The organism is Blastococcus jejuensis (genome assembly GCF_039534705.1).
GTDB classification, from domain to species: Bacteria; Actinomycetota; Actinomycetes; order Mycobacteriales; family Geodermatophilaceae; genus Blastococcus_B; species Blastococcus_B jejuensis.
This window is the reverse complement of the sequence record NZ_BAAAVV010000003.1, coordinates 364,299-382,422: the sequence shown is the minus strand read 5'-3', so window position 1 is coordinate 382,422 and position 18,124 is coordinate 364,299. Positions and strand designations below refer to the sequence as shown.

The 18,124-nt window shown below is 74.2% G+C and carries 19 protein-coding genes and 1 tRNA gene; 6 read left to right on the top strand and 14 right to left on the bottom strand.

All coding sequences use genetic code 11. The annotated features are described in order from the left end of the window. Positions 1–23: 23 nt before the first annotated feature. From ABD644_RS08965 to nadA, 5 genes are all read right to left on the bottom strand, one after another. Entirely contained in the window at positions 24–809 is a 786-nt protein-coding gene (locus ABD644_RS08965; RefSeq protein WP_344688447.1) for a transglutaminase-like domain-containing protein, read from the bottom strand. Positions 810–867: 58 nt separating this feature from the next. After that, a complete protein-coding gene (locus tag ABD644_RS08960) occupies positions 868–2,805 on the bottom strand; it encodes a putative bifunctional diguanylate cyclase/phosphodiesterase (RefSeq protein ID WP_344688446.1) in 1,938 nt (645 codons plus the stop codon). Between the two features lie 215 nt (positions 2,806–3,020). Continuing rightward, the gene (gene nadC / locus ABD644_RS08955) at positions 3,021–3,923 is read right to left on the bottom strand and encodes a carboxylating nicotinate-nucleotide diphosphorylase (RefSeq protein ID WP_344688445.1); all 903 of its coding nucleotides are present in this window, start codon (positions 3,921–3,923) and stop codon (positions 3,021–3,023) included. Beyond that, positions 3,920–5,575 carry an L-aspartate oxidase gene (locus ABD644_RS08950; protein WP_344688444.1) on the bottom strand — a complete coding sequence of 552 codons (1,656 nt, stop codon included), beginning with the start codon at positions 5,573–5,575 and terminating at the stop codon, positions 3,920–3,922. Before ABD644_RS08950 ends, nadC begins: the two co-directional genes overlap by 4 nt. Beyond that, the gene (nadA, locus tag ABD644_RS08945; protein WP_344688442.1) at positions 5,572–6,597 is read right to left on the bottom strand and encodes a quinolinate synthase NadA; all 1,026 of its coding nucleotides are present in this window, start codon (positions 6,595–6,597) and stop codon (positions 5,572–5,574) included. The genes ABD644_RS08950 and nadA overlap by 4 nt, the downstream gene beginning before the upstream one ends. A gap of 71 nt (positions 6,598–6,668) precedes the next feature. On the opposite strand from nadA, the gene ABD644_RS08940 reads away from it, so the two are divergent. Further along, positions 6,669–7,385, top strand: coding sequence for an NUDIX hydrolase (locus tag ABD644_RS08940; protein WP_344688441.1), 717 nt, complete (start codon positions 6,669–6,671; stop codon positions 7,383–7,385). Positions 7,386–7,507: 122 nt separating this feature from the next. Here ABD644_RS08940 and ABD644_RS08935 read toward each other — a convergent pair whose 3' ends face one another. Together ABD644_RS08935 and ABD644_RS08930 are read right to left on the bottom strand one after the other, a co-directional pair. Next, complete coding sequence (locus tag ABD644_RS08935) at positions 7,508–8,758, bottom strand: lytic transglycosylase domain-containing protein (RefSeq protein WP_344688439.1); 1,251 nt, start codon at positions 8,756–8,758, stop codon at positions 7,508–7,510. A gap of 298 nt (positions 8,759–9,056) precedes the next feature. Then, positions 9,057–9,257 (bottom strand): hypothetical protein, encoded by a 201-nt coding sequence (locus tag ABD644_RS08930; protein ID WP_344688438.1) that lies wholly within the window; start codon positions 9,255–9,257, stop codon positions 9,057–9,059. Between the two features lie 139 nt (positions 9,258–9,396). Between ABD644_RS08930 and ABD644_RS08925 the strand changes: the two genes are divergently transcribed. Together ABD644_RS08925 and ABD644_RS08920 are read left to right on the top strand one after the other, a co-directional pair. Beyond that, on the top strand, positions 9,397–9,921 hold the full coding sequence (locus ABD644_RS08925) for a helix-turn-helix domain-containing protein (protein WP_344688437.1): 525 nt from the start codon (positions 9,397–9,399) through the stop codon (positions 9,919–9,921). Then, positions 9,918–10,253: a HepT-like ribonuclease domain-containing protein gene (locus ABD644_RS08920; protein WP_344688436.1), complete on the top strand. Its 336-nt coding sequence runs from the start codon at positions 9,918–9,920 to the stop codon at positions 10,251–10,253. The genes ABD644_RS08925 and ABD644_RS08920 overlap by 4 nt, the downstream gene beginning before the upstream one ends. Before the next feature lie 8 nt (positions 10,254–10,261). On the opposite strand, the gene ABD644_RS08915 is transcribed toward ABD644_RS08920, so the two are convergent. Continuing rightward, positions 10,262–10,334, bottom strand: a tRNA-Arg gene (locus ABD644_RS08915). 207 nt (positions 10,335–10,541) lie between these two features. Here ABD644_RS08915 and ABD644_RS08910 point away from each other — a divergent pair. Then, positions 10,542–11,075 carry a single-stranded DNA-binding protein gene (locus tag ABD644_RS08910; protein ID WP_344688435.1) on the top strand — a complete coding sequence of 178 codons (534 nt, stop codon included), beginning with the start codon at positions 10,542–10,544 and terminating at the stop codon, positions 11,073–11,075. Between the two features lie 101 nt (positions 11,076–11,176). Further along, positions 11,177–12,847: an energy-dependent translational throttle protein EttA gene (gene ettA / locus ABD644_RS08905; protein ID WP_344688433.1), complete on the top strand. Its 1,671-nt coding sequence runs from the start codon at positions 11,177–11,179 to the stop codon at positions 12,845–12,847. 55 nt (positions 12,848–12,902) lie between these two features. On the opposite strand, the gene ABD644_RS08900 is transcribed toward ettA, so the two are convergent. Beyond that, on the bottom strand, positions 12,903–13,328 hold the full coding sequence (locus tag ABD644_RS08900; protein ID WP_344688432.1) for a protein-tyrosine phosphatase family protein: 426 nt from the start codon (positions 13,326–13,328) through the stop codon (positions 12,903–12,905). Between the two features lie 63 nt (positions 13,329–13,391). On the opposite strand from ABD644_RS08900, the gene ABD644_RS08895 reads away from it, so the two are divergent. Next, a complete protein-coding gene (locus ABD644_RS08895) occupies positions 13,392–13,805 on the top strand; it encodes an acyl-CoA thioesterase (RefSeq protein ID WP_344688431.1) in 414 nt (137 codons plus the stop codon). 118 nt (positions 13,806–13,923) lie between these two features. On the opposite strand, the gene ABD644_RS08890 is transcribed toward ABD644_RS08895, so the two are convergent. The 5 genes from ABD644_RS08890 to ABD644_RS08870 form a co-directional block, all read right to left on the bottom strand. Continuing rightward, a complete protein-coding gene (locus tag ABD644_RS08890; RefSeq protein ID WP_344688429.1) occupies positions 13,924–14,451 on the bottom strand; it encodes an MOSC domain-containing protein in 528 nt (175 codons plus the stop codon). Continuing rightward, positions 14,448–15,104 carry an energy-coupling factor transporter transmembrane component T family protein gene (locus ABD644_RS08885; protein WP_344688428.1) on the bottom strand — a complete coding sequence of 219 codons (657 nt, stop codon included), beginning with the start codon at positions 15,102–15,104 and terminating at the stop codon, positions 14,448–14,450. The genes ABD644_RS08890 and ABD644_RS08885 overlap by 4 nt, the downstream gene beginning before the upstream one ends. Next, positions 15,101–15,850 (bottom strand): energy-coupling factor ABC transporter ATP-binding protein, encoded by a 750-nt coding sequence (locus ABD644_RS08880; RefSeq protein WP_344688426.1) that lies wholly within the window; start codon positions 15,848–15,850, stop codon positions 15,101–15,103. The genes ABD644_RS08885 and ABD644_RS08880 overlap by 4 nt, the downstream gene beginning before the upstream one ends. After that, the gene (locus ABD644_RS08875; RefSeq protein ID WP_344688425.1) at positions 15,847–16,410 is read right to left on the bottom strand and encodes a biotin transporter BioY; all 564 of its coding nucleotides are present in this window, start codon (positions 16,408–16,410) and stop codon (positions 15,847–15,849) included. The genes ABD644_RS08880 and ABD644_RS08875 overlap by 4 nt, the downstream gene beginning before the upstream one ends. Before the next feature lie 95 nt (positions 16,411–16,505). After that, positions 16,506–18,068: a glycoside hydrolase family 13 protein gene (locus ABD644_RS08870; protein ID WP_344688424.1), complete on the bottom strand. Its 1,563-nt coding sequence runs from the start codon at positions 18,066–18,068 to the stop codon at positions 16,506–16,508. Positions 18,069–18,124: the final 56 nt, after the last annotated feature.

Below are 18,124 nucleotides of genomic sequence, written 5' to 3'. Positions count from 1 at the left end.
GCAAGGACTCCGGACGCCGCCGGTCAGGGCAGCGGGAACGGTGCCGCGTCGGGCACCGGCAGGGCTCCGGCCGTGGTCGCTGTGACGGTCATCGACTCGAACCGGGCGACGCCGCCGAGGGTGGTGAGGAACGCCGTGTCGGCGGCGTCGCGGCCCGAGCAGATCCGCACCAGCGAGCTCGTCGGCGCGAGCCGGGTCGCGTCGACCACGCACCACGTGCCGTCGATGTCGGCCTCGACGACGGCGTGGAAGTCCATCGGCGACAGGCCGGGGGCGTAGACGGCGACCAGGCGGGCCGGGATCTCCAGCGCGCGCAGCAGCGTGATCGTCAGGTGCGCGTAGTCGCGGCAGACGCCCTGGCCGAGCAGCAGGGTGTCGACGGCGGTGTCCACCGGCCGGCTGGCGCCCGAGGTGTAGACCAGGCGCCGGTGCACCCAGTCGGCGACGGCCGGCACGAGCGCGGCGCGCGGGGCGGTGCGGTCGAACTCCGCGTTCGCGAATCCCTCGAGCTGGTCCGAGGGGCAGTAGCGGCTCGGGCGCAACGCCGTCGCCCACTCGGCCGGGGTGACCCGCCGGGGCGCGCCGCCGGTCTCGATGGCGGCGGTGTAGGCGACCGTCGTGTCGCCCTCGGCGACCACGAACCGGTGTACCCGGGCGCCGTCGACGTCGAACTCCGCCACCTCGGCGGGCTCGCCGCCGGAGAGGACGGTGAGCCGTTCCTCGACCGGATCGCCGACGGCGATCTGCAGCAGCGCGGTCGCCGGGGCGGGGGAGGAGAGGGTCAGGGAGGCGGCGACGTCGATGCGCATGCGGGCATCGTCGCGTCTCCGCTGGTCAGCCGCGCGGGCGGGACCCTGAAGGGGGTCCTCAGTCTTCGTCGGGGTCGGCGAGCTCGTCGAACAGCGTGCCCGTGGTGACGAACCGGCCGGTGTCGTCGGTCTCCCGGGTCAGCCGCGGCGCCGGCTCGTCCCGCGGCTGCGGGACGACCGGGGTCTCGAGCTCGGGGGGCAGCAGCTCGCCGGCGGTCTCCTCGGCGGGGGCGTCGGTCATCTCGCCGATGAACACGGCGGCCGGGCTGGGCAGCGGTGCCGGCCGGCCGAACGCGTAACCCTGGGCCATCGCGCAGCCGTGCCGCAGCAGCCAGTCGGCCTGGTCGAGGTCCTCGATGCCCTCCGCGATCACCTGCAGGCCCATGCCGCGGCCGAGCTGCAGCAGGCCCTGGACGAGCGCGGCCGTGGCCGGCTCGGTGACCACGTCGGCGACGAACGAGCGGTCGATCTTGACGGTGTGGATCGGCAGCCGGTGCAGGGCGGTGATGGCCGAGTACCCGGTGCCGAAGTCGTCGAGGGCCAGCGTGACGCCGGCGTCGGTGACGACGGCGACCGAGTGCAGGGTGGCCTCGGCGGCGAACAGCGCCGTCGACTCGGTGATCTCCAGCTCGAGGCGGCCCGGCTCCAGGCCGGACTCCGCCAGCGCGTCGGCCACCAGGTCGCTGAACCCCTCCTCGGCGAGGTGCCGCGCGGAGATGTTGACGTGCACCCGGAGGTCCTCGGGCCAGGTGGCGGCGTCGTTGCAGGCCCGCCGGAGCACCCACGCGCCGAGCTTGGAGGTGAGCCGGTTGTTCTCCGCGGCGTCGAGGAAGGCCGCCGGGGGGAGCAGCCCGCGCGTGGGGTGCTGCCAGCGGATCAGCGCCTCGTAGCCGAGCAGCGACTCGTCGCCGAGGTGCACGATCGGCTGGTAGAAGAGCCGCAGCTCCTCGTTGTCGATGGCGTGCCGGAGGTCGGTCTCCAGCTGCAGCGCGTCGACGTCGTCGTGGCTGAGCACGCCCTCGTGCACCTCGATGCGGGCGCGGCTGCCGTCGGCCTTCGCCTTGGTGAGGGCGCTCTGCGCCTGGCGCAGCAGGTCGTCGGGGGACATGTCGGCGCCCAGGGTGAGCCCCACGCTGGCCGACAGGTTGATCTCGCGGCCGTGCACCACGAACGGCTCGTCCAGGACGCTGAGCAGCCGGTCGGCCAGGGCGCGCAGGCCGTCGAGGTCCTCCACGTCCTCGGCCACGACGAGGAACTCGTCGGCGCCGAGCCGGACGGCGGTGTCCTCGACTCGCGTGCTCCAGCGCAGCCGGTCGGCGATCTGGCTGAGCAGCAGGTCGCCGGCCTCGTGGCCGAGGGTCTCGTTGACGGCCTTGAACCGGTCGATGTTGAGGTGGACCAGCCCGACCTGCAACCCGCGGCGCCGGGACAGCGCGACGGCGTGCCGCAGCCGGTCGGTCAGCGCGCGTCGGTTGGGCAGGCCGGTCAGCGGGTCGACGAAGGCTCGCCGGACCAGGTCGTCCTCGGCCCGGCGCCGGTCGGTGACGTCGACCAGCGAGAGGACGACGAACTGCGGGTCGCCGTTGTTGTGCCGCACCACCTCGTGCGACTGCACCACCCAGAGCTCGGTGCCGTCGGACCGCCGCAGCCGCCGCTCCCCGTCGAGGAGCAGGTTCGGGTCGAGCACCGGCTCACCGGCCCGCGGGGCCAGGCCGAGGTCGCCGACCGGCGGGTCGTCGGGGTGCGCGAGCAGGTCGACGTGCCGCCCGGCGATGTTCTCGGCCGTCCGCCCGGTGAGGGCGCACATCATGGGATTGGCGACCAGCACGTGGCCGTCCAGGTCGACCAGCGCCTTGGCGATCGGGGCGGAGAGGAACAGAGCCTGGAAGAGCTGGCCGCGATCGGCGAGCAGCGTGTCGATGGCCCTCATGCGCTGCCCGGCGGCCCCGGGCGTGCCCGCGTCGCAACGCGGCGTCTCGGAGGCGGGAAGGCTCACCTGAACAGGGTCAGGCATCGGAGCCGCGAATCCGGGGAACCCGCGCACGGAGAGTCGTGGTCGTCTCGTCACACCCAGTGATCAGAGGGACCAGTTGCCTCAGGGGACACCCCCGCCCCGCGGCCCCCGGCCCCGCGGCTCCGGGGGTGTTCCTCGCGCTCCGGGGCTCCTGCGGCACCCCGGGAGCACGAGCGGGACCCCCGGAGCGCGTCGGATCAGCCGCGGAGATCGAAGCCCAGGTCGAGCACCGGGGCGCTGTGGGTCAGGGCGCCGACGGCCAGGTAGTCCACGCCGGTGGCGGCGACCTCGCCGGCGCGGTCCAGCGTCAGCCCGCCGCTGGCCTCGAGCCGGCAGCCGGTGCCGCGCGCCAGGTCAACCGCGGCGACGGTGTCGTCGAGCCCGAAGTTGTCCAGCAGGATCAACTGGACCCCGGCGGCCAGCGCCTCGCGGACCTGGTCGAGCGTGTCGCACTCGACCTCCAGCGGGATCGTGGGCGCGTGCGCCCGCACCGCGTCGACGGCCTGGCGGATCCCGCCCGCGGCGGCGACGTGGTTGTCCTTGATCAGGGCCGCGTCACCGAGCGCCATCCGGTGGTTGACGCCGCCCCCGCACCGCACCGCGTACTTCTCCAGGGCGCGGAGGCCGGGAAGCGTCTTGCGGGTGTCGCGGATCGCGGCCTTGCTGCCGACGCCGGCGTCCACCCAGTGCCGGGTCAGCGTCGCGATGCCGGAGAGGTGGCCGATCAGGTTCAGCGCGGTCCGCTCGGCGGTGAGCAGGGCGCGGGCGGGGCCCGCGACGGTGAGCACGGGTTCGCCGGGGCGCGCGGCGGTGCCGTCGACGGCGAGCAGTTCGACGTCGACCTCGCCCCGGCCCACGAGGTCGAAGACCGCCGCGGCGACCGGGATCCCGGCGAGCATGCCCGGCGAGCGCGGCACGATGTCACCGGTCGCCTGCGCCCGGGGGGAGACGGTGGACTCGGTGGTGACGTCCGGGCCGAGGGCGAGGTCCTCCTCCAGCGCCCGGCGGACCACCCCCTCGACCTCGGCGGGGTCCAGCCCGGCCGCCGACAGCGCGGCGGCATGCTCGCGGTGCACGGCACCGAACGCGGGGCCGGTCACGCCACACTCCCGGCGGCGACGAGCGACCGCACCGGCTGCCGGCGCGTGTGCACGTGCCCGGTGCGGTCGATCCGGTGCACGAGCCGGACCTCCCACTCGGGCCGGGTGCCGGGGGCGTCCGAGCGGCGGTGGGCTCCGCGGCTCTCGGTGCGGGCCAGCGCCGCGGTGGCCAGCAGGGTGGCCACGGTGTGCAGCGCGGTCGTCTCGAGGGCGGCGAGGTCCAGCGGCCGGTCGGCCGGGCACCAGGGGACGACGGCGAGCCCGGCGGCCAGCCGCGTCAGCCCGTCGGCGTCCCGGACGACGCCGGCGTTCCGGCTGGTCGCGGCGGCGATCGCGGCGCGCCTGGTGGGTTCGATCGCGGCCACGGGGCCGGCCTCGACCGGCTCCCCGCCGCCGGGCAGGTCGGCCGCCAGGAGCGCGGCGCAGCGGCGCGCGGCCACGAGCCCCTCGGTGATCGAGTTCGACGCCAGCCGGTTGGCTCCGTGCACCCCGGTGCACGCCACCTCGCCGACGGCGAACAGACCCTCGACCGACGTGCGCCCGTCGAGGTCGGCCAGCACGCCGCCGCACGTGTAGTGCGCCGCCGGGGCGACCGGGACCGGCTCGCGCGTCAGGTCGAAGCCCGCGGCGCGGCAGGCGCGGACGATGCCGGGGAACCGCCGGGCGACGAAGTCGGCGCCGAGGGTGGTCGCGTCCAGCCAGACGTGCTCGGCCCCGGTCGCGCGCAGGTGGGCGGCGATGGTGGCCGAGACGACGTCCCGCGGCGCGAGGTCGGCCAGCGGGTGCGCGCCGGGCATGATCCGTCGTCCGGACCCGTCGACGAGCACGGCGCCCTCGCCGCGCACCGCCTCGGAGACCAGCACCTGCTGGCCGGTCGCACCCGGACCCGTCCAGAGCACGGTCGGGTGGAACTGCACCATCTCCACGTCGGCGACCTCGACGCCGGCCCGCAGCGCCAGGGCGAGCCCGTCGCCGGTCGCACCGGCGGGCGCGGAGGTGGCGGCGTAGACGTGGCCGTACCCGCCGGTGGCCAGGACGACGGCGCGCGCGAGCAGGTCACCGGCGTCGACCAGCGCACCGCCGCCGTCCACCCGGGCGACCCGCAGGCCGGCCACCGCGCCGTCGGCCGTGCGCAGCGCCTCCAGCGCGGCGGTGTGCTCGAGCACCTCGACGCCGCGGGTGCGCAGCGCGCCGCTGAGCGTGCGGGTGACCTCCGCGCCGCTGGCGTCGCCGCCGGCGTGCACGATGCGGTCGCGGCTGTGCCCGCCCTCGCGGGTCAGCGCCGGGCGGCCGTCGGGGCCGGGATCGAGACGCGCGCCGAGTTCCTGGAGCAGGGCGACGGCGGCGGGCGCCTCCTCGACGAGGGTCCGGACGGCGTCCTCGTCGCACAGCCCGGCACCGGCGACCAGCGTGTCGGCGACGTGCAGGTCGGCGTCGTCGTCGGAACCGAGGACGGCGGCCAGCCCGCCCTGCGCCCACGCCGTGCTGCCGGCGCCGAGCGCGCCCTTGGTGACGAGGGTGACCCGGCGTCCGGCGTCGGCGAGCGCGACGGCGGTCATCAGCCCGGCGGCGCCGCTGCCCACGACGACGACGTCGGTGCGGCGCACCCAGCCGGCCGCGGGGAGCGGCACGGCCGCCACGACGGTGCTCACTCGCCGACCGGTGACGGCGTGCCGAGGGCGATCATCGCCTCGACGGCGGAGCGCGCACGGGCGGCGATCTCGGGGTCGACGGTGACCTCGTCGCGGCCCTCGCGCAGGGCGCGCAGCAGCTTCTCCGGCGTCGACATCTTCATGTAGGGGCAGGCGGCGCGGGGGTTGACCGGCTGGAAGTCGGTGACCGGGTTGGCCTGTCGCAGCTGGTGGAGCATGCCGATCTCGGTGGCCACCAGTACCTGCCTGGCCGTCGTCCGGCGGGCCTCGTCGAGCATGCCGCCGGTGGACAGCACGTGCACCCGCTCGGAGGGCAGCTGCCCGTCGGAGACCATCCAGAGTGCGCTCGTGGCGCAGCCGCACTCGGGGTGGATCAGCAGCTCGGCGTCAGGGGTGGCCTCGACGCTGGCCCGCAGGTCGGTGGGGGAGATGCCGGCGTGCACGTGGCACTCGCCCATCCAGATGCGCATGTTCTGCCGGCCGGTGACGCGCTGGACGTGGGCGCCGAGGAACTGGTCGGGGAGGAAGAGCACCTCTCGGTCGGCCGGGATCGACTCGACGACCTCGACGGCGTTGGAGCTGGTGCAGCAGACGTCGGTCTCGGCCTTCACCTCGGCGGTGGTGTTCACGTAGGAGACGACCGCGGCACCGGGGTGCTCGGCCTTCCAGGCGCGCAGCTGGTCGGCGGTGATCGTGTCGGCCAGCGAGCAGCCCGCGGCCGCGTCGGGCACGAGCACCGTCTTCTCCGGGGCCAGGATCTTCGCCGTCTCGGCCATGAAGTGCACGCCGGCGAAGACGATCGTCGAGGCGTCGCTGGCGGCGGCGATGCGGGAGAGGGCCAGCGAGTCGCCGACGTGGTCGGCGACGTCCTGGATCTGCGCCGCCTGGTAGTTGTGCGCGAGCAGGACCGCGTCGCGCTCGGCGGCGAGCCGGCGCACCTCGGCGCGCCAGTCGGCCCACTGCTCGCCGGTCCACCGCTCGCTGGGAGCGGTCGCGGCCGGGACGGGAAGGGTGGCGGTCACCGGGGCCTCCATGGAGCGTGGTTTTGTATCCACAGTCGAAAACCTACGGAGGTGACCCTAGCATTCCCGTCGTGCCCTCCGTGTGGTCCTCGCCCGAACGACCGGCCTATCCGCACCAGGCGCTCGCCGTCGTCCTCCAGGTCCGGGGCGGGCGGCTGGACGTGATGCTGTGGCGGCGGGGCACGGAGCCCTTCGCCGGTGCGTGGGCACTGCCCGGCGGGCCACTGCTGCCCGACGAGACGCTGGGCGCCTCGGTCGCCCGCCAGCTGGCGTCGAAGGTCGAGGTCGCGCAGCTCGCCCACCTCGAGCAGCTCGAGACCCGCAGCGACCCGGCCCGGGACCCCCGCGGGCGGACCGTCGCGACGGCGTACCTCGGGCTCATCCCCGCGCACCTGGACCCGGTGCTGCCCGACGACACCGCCTGGCACGCCGTCGGGGCGCTGCCGGTGACGGCGTTCGACCACGGCTCGATCGTGGGTTCGGCGCTGGCCCGGCTGCGGGCCAAGTTGTCCTACACCAACGTCGGCTTCGCGCTCGCCCCGCCGACCTTCACCGTCGCCGAGTTGCGCGAGATCTACGTGGCCGCGCTCGGCTACGACGTGACGGCGACCAACCTGCAGCGGGTGTTGCTGCGGCGGGGCGTCCTCGAGGCGACGGGGGAGCAGGCCCCGCCCGGCCGGGCAGGTGGGCGGCCGGCGGCGCTGTACCGCTTCGCGTCACCGACGCTCCAGGTCACCGACCCGTTCGCGGTGTTCCGGCCACCGTCGGCGCGGGCCGCCCACGACTGAGAGCCGCCCGGCTGCGTTGCCCTCGCTCGCAGGCCGATCAATGGCCCCGAGCCGGCCATTCTCGTGTGTGGAATGGCCGGCTCAGGGACATCGTGCGGGGCGCCCCCGCGTCTGCCGTCGCCTCAGGGGCAGGCGGGCAGGCCGGGCAGGTCGGGGACGAGGTTGCCCACCACGTTGCAGGTCACGCCCTCCACCAGCGGCTGCGGGGCCGGAGCCGGTGCGGGTGCCGGAACGGGAGCCGGGGCCGGTGCGGGCGCCGGGACCGGGGCCGGGACGGGCAGGGGGTTGGACGGCGCGGGGGCGGGGGCCGGCTGCGCCGGTGCCGGGGCGGGGGCCGGGTCCGGCGCGGGTGCCGGCGCCGGACCGGAACCGCCATCGTCACCGCTCGACGGCTGGCCGCCGGTCGGCGTGCCACCGGTCGGTGCGTTCCCGCCGGCCGGTGCGCCCGAGCCCGCCGGCTGGCCGCCGGGCTGGGCGGCCGGCTGCTGCTGGGCGCCGACGGTCTGGTCGGGCGGCGACGTCGTCCGGTCGCCGAGGCCGATGGCCGGGCCGGGCGCGGCCGGGATGCCGCTCCAGTCCGGTGCCGGGACAGCGCCGGTGGTGGGTCCGACGATCGGCAGGTCGGCGACCGGGATGCCGGAGGCGTAGGCGTTGGCCAGGGCCAGCACCTGGTTCACGTAGCTGTCGGAGTGGTTGTAGGCGAACACCGCGGCGCGCTGGCCGGCGACCGTCCGCAGGTTGCCGCCCGCCGTGCACAGGTAGTTGGCGGCCGCGAGTGCCGCGTCGTTGATGTTGAAGGGGTCGGTCTCGCCGTTGCCGTCGGCGTCGATCGCGTAGGCCCGCCAGGTCGTGGGGATGAACTGCATCGGACCCATCGCCCGGTCGTAGCGGGTGTCGTCGTCCCACTTTCCGCCGTCGCTGTCGGCGATGTACGCGAACTGCACGCCGTCCAGGGCAGGCCCGAGGATGCGCGGGGTCGCCGTGCCGTCGGAGTGCAGGACGGCGCCGCCGTAGCGGCCGTGGTTGGACTCGACGCGGCCGATGCCGGCCAGCAGCGACCAGTCGATGCCGCACGACGGCTTCGCCGAGGCCATGCGCGCCGCGGACAGGCGGTAGGCGTTGAGCGCGACGTTGGGGATGCCGTTGGCGGCCAGCCCGGAGATCACCGTGGGCGTGGCCGGCGAGGGGTCGGGATCCTCCACCGGGGCGCTGGCCAGCACGATCGCGCCCTCGGGGGCGCCCGCGGAGAGCTGGGGCAGGCCGGGGACGAGGTTCTGCTCGGACGACGCGTCCTCGACGTCGGTGTCGAGCGCGCCGGAGTGCGGGGGTGGGGACACCATCCCCGTGAACGCGGCCGCAGCTGCCGCGACCACCAGCCAGCGACGCCGGCCGAAGGGCCGGGACCGCGGTGGCCGGGTGGCGCGCGCCGCGTGCCGCCCTGTCCTCGGCGGCCCCTCGAGGGCTCCCTGCGATGGCTGATCCTGATCGAACGCGTTGGACGTCGAACGCCGCACGTGTCACTCCCCCGACGAGTCGCCTGGTGGCCTTGAGATCCCCCCGCTACCGGCGAGCGAGATCTACCCGTGACGGGTGTTGTCAATCACCTCGATGCGGGCGAGAAAGTTCCGGATAGGCGGTTCTCGGAGTCGTGCGGCGTTCTCGCCGACGCCGTCACTGGCTGGGCTGCGGCAGTTCGCAGTCCTCGACCTTCGGGTTGACGCCCAGGTAGTTGAGCGGCCCGGCCACGATCGTCACGGCGATGGTGCCGATGGTCGCGCAGTTGGCGTCGTCGCCGCTGTAGTAGCCGCGCTGGCCGGCGGCGATCGCGCCGATGACGAGCCAGATCAGGACCAGCAGCGACACGAGTCTCATGCCGTGGCACTACCCCGCGTCACTGTTGATCATGCGAGGTGGCGAACCGTCGGCGCGCCCCGGCACGAACCCCCGCCCCGACGGGTGAAGCCGCTGCCGGCACCCTGGATCGATAGTGACGATTCGCTATAGTGCAGGGATGGCGGTCATCGAGTCCGCAGGCAGTCTGGTGCGGGAAGCGCGGCAGCGCGCCGGGATGACGCAGGCCCAGCTCGCCGAGCGGGCCGGCATCACCCAGAGCGTGATCAGCGCCTACGAGTCGGGACGCCGGCAGCCTTCTCTACCCGTGATGCTCGACCTCATCGCCGCCAGCGGACATCGTCTCGAGGGAACGCTGGTCGCGGCCGATCCGGGGCGGCCCGCCTCCCTCGCGGGTCCGCTGGGGCGGCGGGTGCGTCGTCACCGGCAGAGGATCGAGGAGATCGCTTCCTCGTACGGCGCCGCTGACGTGCGGGTCTTCGGCAGCGTCGCCCGCGGTGTCGAAACCGCCGACAGTGACGTCGATCTGCTGATGGACCTGCCCGAGGACATGGGCCTGTTCGACCTGGGGCGGCTGCGCCGAGACCTGGAGAGCCTCTTGAACGCTCGGGTCGACGTGATCCCGGCCAGCGGGCTCAAGCCCGAGGTTCGCACAGAGGTCGAGGCCGACCTGGTGCGGTTGTGAGCCGTCACGAGCGGCAGCGCTTGCTGGACGTGCAAGCCGCCCTCGACGCGATCGACGCCCACGTCGACCGAGGGGAACTCAGTGACGGCCTGGTCTTCGACGCGGTGCGGGTCCGGCTGATCGAGATCGGGGAGGCGGTCAAGTCGCTGCCGCGGGAGCTGCTGGACAGCGAGCCGGGCCTGCCCTGGACGGAGATCGCCCGGATGCGCGACCAATTGGCCCACCGCTACTTCGACACGACCCACGCGATCGTCGCGAGCACCGTCTCCCACGACCTGCCCCAACTGAGGCGGGCGGTCGCGCGGCTGCTCGACATCGCCGCTGATGACTGAGACCGGAGCGCGCCCGGCAGGGATCGAACCTGCGACCAAGTGCTTAGAAGGCACCTGCTCTATCCGCTGAGCTACGGGCGCTCGGTTGTCGATGATCGCATCGGTGGCGGGCTCGGCGGGCAGAGCGTGCCCGGTCGTGTCACCCGCGCGGGGGCGAGCGATCGGCGTGTCCACAGGCGTCGTCGCCGTCCACAGTTTCTCCGGAACGACTCCCGGTCGGTGCGTGATCGCAGCACGGTGAGGGCACAGCGGCGCCACCACGGCGCCACCCCCACCCAGAGGAGCACCGTGAACGACACCATCGTCACCGTCGTCGGCAACGTCGTCGACTCACCCCGCCGCGCCAGCCTGGCCACCGGAACGGTCACCAACTTCCGCATGGCCTCCACCGCGCGCCGCTACGACAGCCGCACCGAGCAGTTCGTCGACTCCGGCACCTTCTGGGTCGACGTCGAGTGCTGGAGCGAGCTCGCCGGGAACGTGGCCGCCAGCGTCAGCAAGGGCGACCCGGTGATCGTGCACGGCACGCTCACCACCCACGAGTGGGAGTCGGAGAACGGCACCCGCAGCAAGCCGCGGATCAAGGCGGCCGCGGTCGGCCCCAACCTGAAGAAGGGCCGGTCGATGTTCACCCGTGACCGGTTCGCGCGCACCGCCGACCCGGCGGCGGCCGAGGCCGCCGAGTCCGCGGTGCCGCGGGACGGCGCGGAGGAGGACTTCCCGTCGGTCGAGGACCTCCAGGCCGGCCGGGACTACATCAGCGAGGAGGAGGCGTTCGACCAGACGGACACCGACCTCCAGCGAGAGCCGGCGCACGCCTAGTTGCCCCGGGCTGGGAGGATCGGAGGCAGACGCAGGGGGCCGGGCCGGCAGTCGGCCGGCCCGGCCCCCGTTCGCGAGACGACGGAAGGCTTCGAAGCCCAGTGGCTCAGTACATCTACTCCATGGTCCGTGCCCGCAAGGCGCACGGCGACAAGGTGATCCTGGACGACGTCACCCTGGCGTTCCTGCCCGGCGCCAAGATCGGCGTCGTCGGCCCGAACGGTGCCGGCAAGTCGACGGTCCTCAAGATCATGGCCGGCATGGAGCAGGCCTCCAACGGCGAGGCCGTCCTCTCGCCCGGTTACTCGGTCGGCATGCTCCAGCAGGAGCCGCCGCTCAACGAGGAGCTCGACGTGCGCGGCAACGTCGAGGAGGCCGTCAAGCCCCTGCGCGACGCGCTGACCCGCTTCGAGGAGGTCAGCGCGGCGATGGGGGAGCCCGACGCCGACTTCGATGCGCTGATGGCCGAGCAGGGCGAGCTCATGGAGACCATCGAGCAGCACGACGGCTGGGAGCTCGACGCCCGCATCGAGCAGGCGATGGACGCGCTGCGCTGCCCGCCGGGTGACGCCGACGTCACCGTCCTGTCCGGGGGCGAGCGCCGCCGGGTGGCGCTGTGCAAGCTGCTGCTGGAGGCGCCCGACCTGCTCCTGCTCGACGAGCCCACCAACCACCTCGACGCCGAGAGCGTCGCCTGGCTCGAGCAGCACCTGGAGAAGTACGCCGGCACCGTCGTCGCGGTCACCCACGACCGGTACTTCCTCGACAACGTCGCCCAGTGGATCCTCGAGCTCGACCGAGGTCGCGCCTACCCGTACGAGGGCAACTACTCCACCTACCTCGAGACCAAGGCGACCCGCCTCAAGGTCGAAGGCGCCAAGGACGTCAAGCGGGCCAAGCGGCTCAAGGACGAGCTCGAGTGGGTGCGCTCCGGCGCCAAGGCCCGCCAGGCCAAGAGCAAGGCGCGGCTGGCCCGCTACGAGGAGATGGCCGCCGAGGCCGAGAAGACCCGGAAGCTCGACTTCGAGGAGATCCAGATCCCGCCGGGCCCGCGGCTGGGCAACGTCGTCGTCGAGACGAAGAACCTCACCAAGGGCTTCGGCGACCGCGTGCTGATCGACGAGCTGTCGTTCACACTGCCGCGCAACGGCATCGTCGGCGTCGTCGGCCCGAACGGGGCCGGCAAGACCACGCTGTTCAAGATGCTCGTCGGCGAGGAGAAGCCCGACGACGGCGAGATCAAGGTCGGCGAGACGGTCAAGCTGTCCTACGTCGAGCAGAACCGCAGCGGCATCGACCCGAAGAAGACGCTGTGGGACGTGGTCTCCGACGGGCTGGACCACATCAAGGTCGGCAACGTCGAGATGCCCTCGCGCGCCTACGTCGCCGCGTTCGGGTTCAAGGGCCCGGACCAGCAGAAGCCGGCCGGCGTCCTGTCCGGTGGCGAGCGGAACCGGCTCAACCTCGCGTTGACCCTCAAGCAGGGCGGCAACCTGCTGCTGCTCGACGAGCCCACCAACGACCTCGACGTCGAGACCCTGACCAGCCTCGAGGGCGCGCTGCTCGAGTTCCCCGGCTGTGCCGTCGTCGTCAGCCACGACCGGTGGTTCCTCGACCGCGTCGCGACGCACATCCTCGCCTACGAGGGCGACTCGAAGTGGTTCTGGTTCGAGGGCAACTTCCAGGACTACGAGAAGAACAAGGTCGAGCGGCTCGGCCCGGAGGCGGCCCGCCCGCACCGCGCCACCTACCGCAAGCTCACGCGCGACTGAAGAAGGACGGGGCCGCGGCCGGCCGGGGCGTTGCTCCCGGCCGGCCGTCGGTCGTTCAGCGGAAGGCGGCGACGAACGCCGCCTGCACCCGGGTCTCGACGGCCCGGGCCCGGTAGCCGGCGCGCACGAACGCCACGGCCTGCGCGGGCCGGACGCCGTCGAGGATCGCCAGGCACGCCAGGGCGGTGCCGGTGCGGCCGATCCCTCCGCGGCAGGCGACCTCCACCCGCTCGTCCGCCGCGCGTGCCCACACCTCGACCAGGACGGCGCGCAACAGAGCCGGCCGGGCGGGCAGCGAGAAGTCCCGCCAGCGCACCCACCGGCTGTCCCACGCCGGGGCCCGCGGTTGGTGCGTGAGCAGGTACACCCCGAGGTCGGGCAGCGGTCCGGGCGGGACGTGTCGCCACGCGCGCCCGCGCACCCGACGTCCCGACGGCAGCGTCAGCACGCCGGGCGTCGCGTCGTCCCATCCGTCGGACATCGGCCCACGGTAGGGCCGGGGCCTGCGTGCGCGGGCCCCCGGCGGTACGGCAGGGTGACCGGTGTGAGGCACACCGTGCAGGTCCCGATGCGCTGGTCGGACATGGACGTGTACCAGCACGTCAACAACGTGGCCTTCCTGGGCTATTTCGAGATGGCCCGTGTCAGCCTGTTCTTCGAGCACCCCACCCACGACGAGAAGACCGGCATGCGCCGCGGCCTGGTCGTGCACTCGCACGAGATCACCTACAAGCGCTCGGTCGTCTACGACGCCGACCCGCTCGACATCGACATCTGGGTGTCGGGCATCCGCGCGGCCGCGTTCACCTGCCACTACGAGGTCTTCGACCACGGCCAGCTCGCCGTCACCGGCAGCACCGTGCTCGTGCCGTTCGACTTCGCGATCAACCGCCCGCGTCGGATGACCCCGGAGGAGAAGGCCTGGCTGCAGCGCTGGACCGACGAACCGGCCGGCTGACTCGGCCGTCAGGGGAACGTGGGTCCCGGACGCTCGTGCTCTGCCCACCAGGGTGGGCAGAGCACGAGCATCAGCCGAACCCCCTCTGCCTCCGAGACGCAGGCAGCCACCCCCGCGGTCACACCGCCCGGGGGACCGGGCGGTCGGGCCCGGTCGGGGCCCCGCGCTCGGCGGCCTCGGCGTCGGTCACCGGGCGGACGACGTCGCCGTCCCGGATCTCCGAGCCCACGAACACCGCCGCGTTGACCCCGCCCCGGTAGGCCATCGCCTTGACCAGCCGCGCGCCGGTCAACCGCTCGAGGTGGGTGCACGGCGGGCAGCGCTTCATCCCGAACAGCAGCGCCTCGCCGACGGCGAACCAGCCGCCGACCAGCCCGGGCAGCTCGATCCCCGTGGTCACCAGGTTCCGCCGCGTGTCACCCGGCCCGAGGTCGGTGCCGGTCTCCCGCGCGACGGCCGCGACGTCGTCCCGGTCGATCAGCGTGAGCTGCTTCTCCAGCGCCGGGTAGTCGGCCCAGGTGCCGCCCCCGAGCGCGTACCGGTCGCCCTCGAGCCCCCGGCCGGCCAGCAGCCGGGCCGAGGTCACCCGCCGCATCGGGGCGGCGGTGTCGCCGGTCAGCCAGATCTCGGTCAGCGAGCCGGTCACGTGGCCTCCCGGAGGGCGGTGCGCCGCCGCGCGGGCGGCTCGTCGTCGGCGCCGCGGGCGTCGAGCGCCTCGCTCACCGTGTGCGCCAGTTGCAGGACCTGCACGAGCAGCGGCACGACCGTCGTCCGCAGGCCGCGCAGCCCGCGGGTCGAGCCGCCCCGCGCGGCCTGGGCCTCCCGGATGCGGTCGGCCCGCTCGGCCACCAGCGGGATGAACCGCAGCGCCATCGCGAGGACCAGGCCGATCCGCGCCGGCCGGACGCCGACCCAGCGCAGCGGCGCGCACACCCGCTCCACCACCGCGACCATCGCCGTCACCCGGGTCGTGGCCGTGACGACGGCGGCGGCGAGCACCAGGGTGAGCAGGCGGGTGACGGTCACCGCGCCGGTGAGCGGGTCGGTGACCAGCGCGTGGACGGCGAACAGCGCCACCAGCCACCACAGCACGGCCCGCGCCTGGCGGCCCAGCACCCCGGCCGGCAGCCGGGCCAGGCCCAGCCCGAGCAGCAGCACCCCGCCCAGCGCGCCCGCCACCACGGGCAGGGTCGGGACGACGAACAGCAGCACGGCCAGGCCGGCGAGCACGAGCAGCTTCCAGCCGGCCGGTGTCCGGTGCACGGGGCTCGCGCGGGGCACGTACAGGGCGAGGGTCACCGGTCGGCCATCAGCTTCCGGTAGGCCCGCACCGCGACCTCGGGCGCGCCGTCCTCCACCAGCCGGCCCTCGTCGATGACCAGCACCCGGTCGAACCCCTCGAGCAGGTCCAGGTCGTGGGTGACGACGACGACGTGCTGGGGGAGCTCGCCGATGACCCGGGCGACCCGGCGCGCGTTGACCAGGTCCAGCAGCGTCGTCGGCTCGTCGAACACGATCCGGGCCGGCCGCATCACGAGGACCCCGGCGATGGCCAGCAGCTGCTTCTGCCCGCCCGAGAGCAGGTGGGCCGGGTGGTCGGCGTGCCCGGCCAGCCCGTACCGGTCCAGCACCTCGGCGACCCGCTCGGCGCGCTCGGCCGGGGGCACGCCCTGGTTCTCCAGCCCGAAGGCCACGTCCTCGGCCACGGTGGGGTGCACGATCTGGGCGTCCGGGTCCTGGAACACGAACCCCACCCGCCGGCGGACCTCCCGCACCTGGCGGCGGGTGTCCAGGCCGTCGACCAGCACCTGGCCGGTCGTGGGCAGCACCAGCCCGTTGAGCAGCCGCGCGAACGTGCTCTTCCCGGAGCCGTTGGCGCCGACGACCCCGATCCGGTTCTCGGTCAGGTGCAGGTCGAGGTCGGCGAGGACCGGGCGCTCCCCGTAGACGTGCCCGACGCCGCGCAGTTCGATGCCGCGGGCGGCGTCGGTGCCCCCCGCGGCGTCGCCGGCGGCCGGGGACGCCGCCTCCCGGCGGAACCTCACCGGGCGGCGACGGCCCGCTGCGGTCGCTCGATGACCGGGTAGCTGCGCCGCACCTGGACGGCGATGGTCGCGGCGATCACGGCCTTGAGCAGGTCGCCGGGGATGAAGACGGCGGCGCCGAACCACAGGGCCTCGGTCCACGGCAGGGCGGTGACGGCCTTGAGCACGGGCACGCCGATCGCGTACACCACGACGATCCCGCCGACGGCGTTGGCGAGCACGCCCCAGGCCAGGTTGTACCGGGCCCAGACCCGCTCGGTGATCAGGCCGACGACGAACGCCCCGATCGGCCAGCTGATCAGGTAGCCCGCCGTCGCGCCGGCGAACACGGCCAGCCCTCCACCGCCGCCGGGCAGGACCGGCAGCCCGATGGCGACCAGCACGAGGAACAGCAGCAGCGCGAGGAACCCGCGCCGCGCGCCGAGGATCGATCCGGCCAGCATCACGCCGAGGGTCTGCGCGGTGATCGGCACCGGGCCGATCTGCACGGCCGGGACGAGCCCCAGCACGGCGGTGATGGCGGCGAACAGCGCGACGTAGGCGAGGTCCTTGGTCTTCACGGTCGTACTCCTCGGGGAGCGGCGCGGGCGGTCACCCGGCGCGGAACGCTACCGGGCGGGCGCGGGGTGCCCGACGGCCGACCGTTTCGGACCGCTCAGGCCTGCAACCAGACCCCTGCGTCGTCGGGCAGCGTGCCCCCGGCCGTGTCGGCCGACGCCAGCAGGACCTGTCCCTCCGGCAGCGGGACGGGCGCGCCGGAGAGGTTGAGCAGGCAGACCAGCCCACCAGGACGGCGGAACGCCAGGCATCCGCCGGGCGCCGGCAGCCAGTCCAGCTCCGCTGCCCCGAACGCGGGCGAGGAGGACCGCAGCTCGAGCGCGGTTCGGTACAGCGACAGCATCGAACCGGCGTCGGACTCCTGGGCGGCCACCGTGAGCGGGGCCCAGTCGCCGGGCATGGGCAGCCAGGTGCTGGCCGTCGTCGAGAACCCGAACGGCGGCTCGCTGCCCGACCACGGCATCGGCACCCGGCAGCCGTCCCGACCGCGCCGGGTGCGCCCGGAGCGCTCCCACACGGGGTCCTGCAGCACCTCGTCGGGCAGGTCGTCGACGTTGGGCAGGCCCAGCTCGTCGCCGTTGTACAGGTAGACCGCACCCGGCAGCGCCAGCTGGAGCAGGGCGGCGGCCCGGGCCCGGCGCACACCGACCGCGCCCTCCCCGTACCGGCTGGCATGCCGGCGGACGTCGTGGTTGGACAGCACCCAGCAGGCCGGGGCCGGCGTCTGCGCCACCGTGGCCAGCGAGTCGACGATCGCCTCGCGCAGGTCCTGAGCGGCCCACGGCGCGGTGAGCAGCTTGAAGTTGAACGTCAGGTGCAGCTCGCCGTCGCGGAGGTACTGCGCGAGCCGCTCGTCGTCGGACACCCACACCTCGCCGACGGCCATCGCCCCGGGGTACTCGTCGAGGACGGCCCGGATCCGGCGGTGCAGGACGTGCACGCCGTCCTGGTCGAACCGCAGGTCGCCGGGGCCGTGGTCGGCCAGCAGGCCGGTGTCCTCCATCGGGACCATGTCGGGCAGCCCGTCGGGCTTGGCCAGCCCGTGGGCCACGTCGATGCGGAAGCCGTCGACACCGCGGTCGAGCCAGAACCGCAGCGTCTCCTCGAGGTCGGCGATCACGTCGGGGTGGGTGAAGTCCAGGTCCGGCTGCTCGGGCGCGAACAGGTGCAGGTACCACTGGCCGTCGGGCACGCGCGTCCAGGCGGGGCCGCCGAACACCGAGGGCCAGTTGTTCGGCGGCTCGCTGCCGTCGGGCCCCCGGCCGTCGCGGAAGACGTAGCGGGCCCGGGCGTCCGAACCCGGGCCGGCGGCGAGCGCCTCCTGGAACCACTCGCGGTCGTGCGAGCTGTGGTTGGGCACCAGGTCGATCGTCACCCGGATGCCGAGGGCGTGGGCCTCGGCGAGCAGCCGGTCGAACTCGGCGAGGTCGCCGAACAGGGGTTCGACGTCGCGCGGATGGGCGACGTCGTAGCCGTGGTCGGCCATGGGCGAGGGGTAGAACGGCGTGATCCAGAGCGCCTGCACGCCCAGGTCGGCGAGGTAGGGCAGCCGGCTGCGGATGCCCGCGAGGTCGCCGACGCCGTCGCCGTTCCCGTCGGCGAAGCTGCGGATGTAGACCTGGTAGAAGACCGCCTCGCGCCACCAGTCAGGTGACGGCATGGAACGGCCTTCCTGCAGGGGGCCCGGCAGCGAGCGTGCGAGCGGTGGGGGCAGGA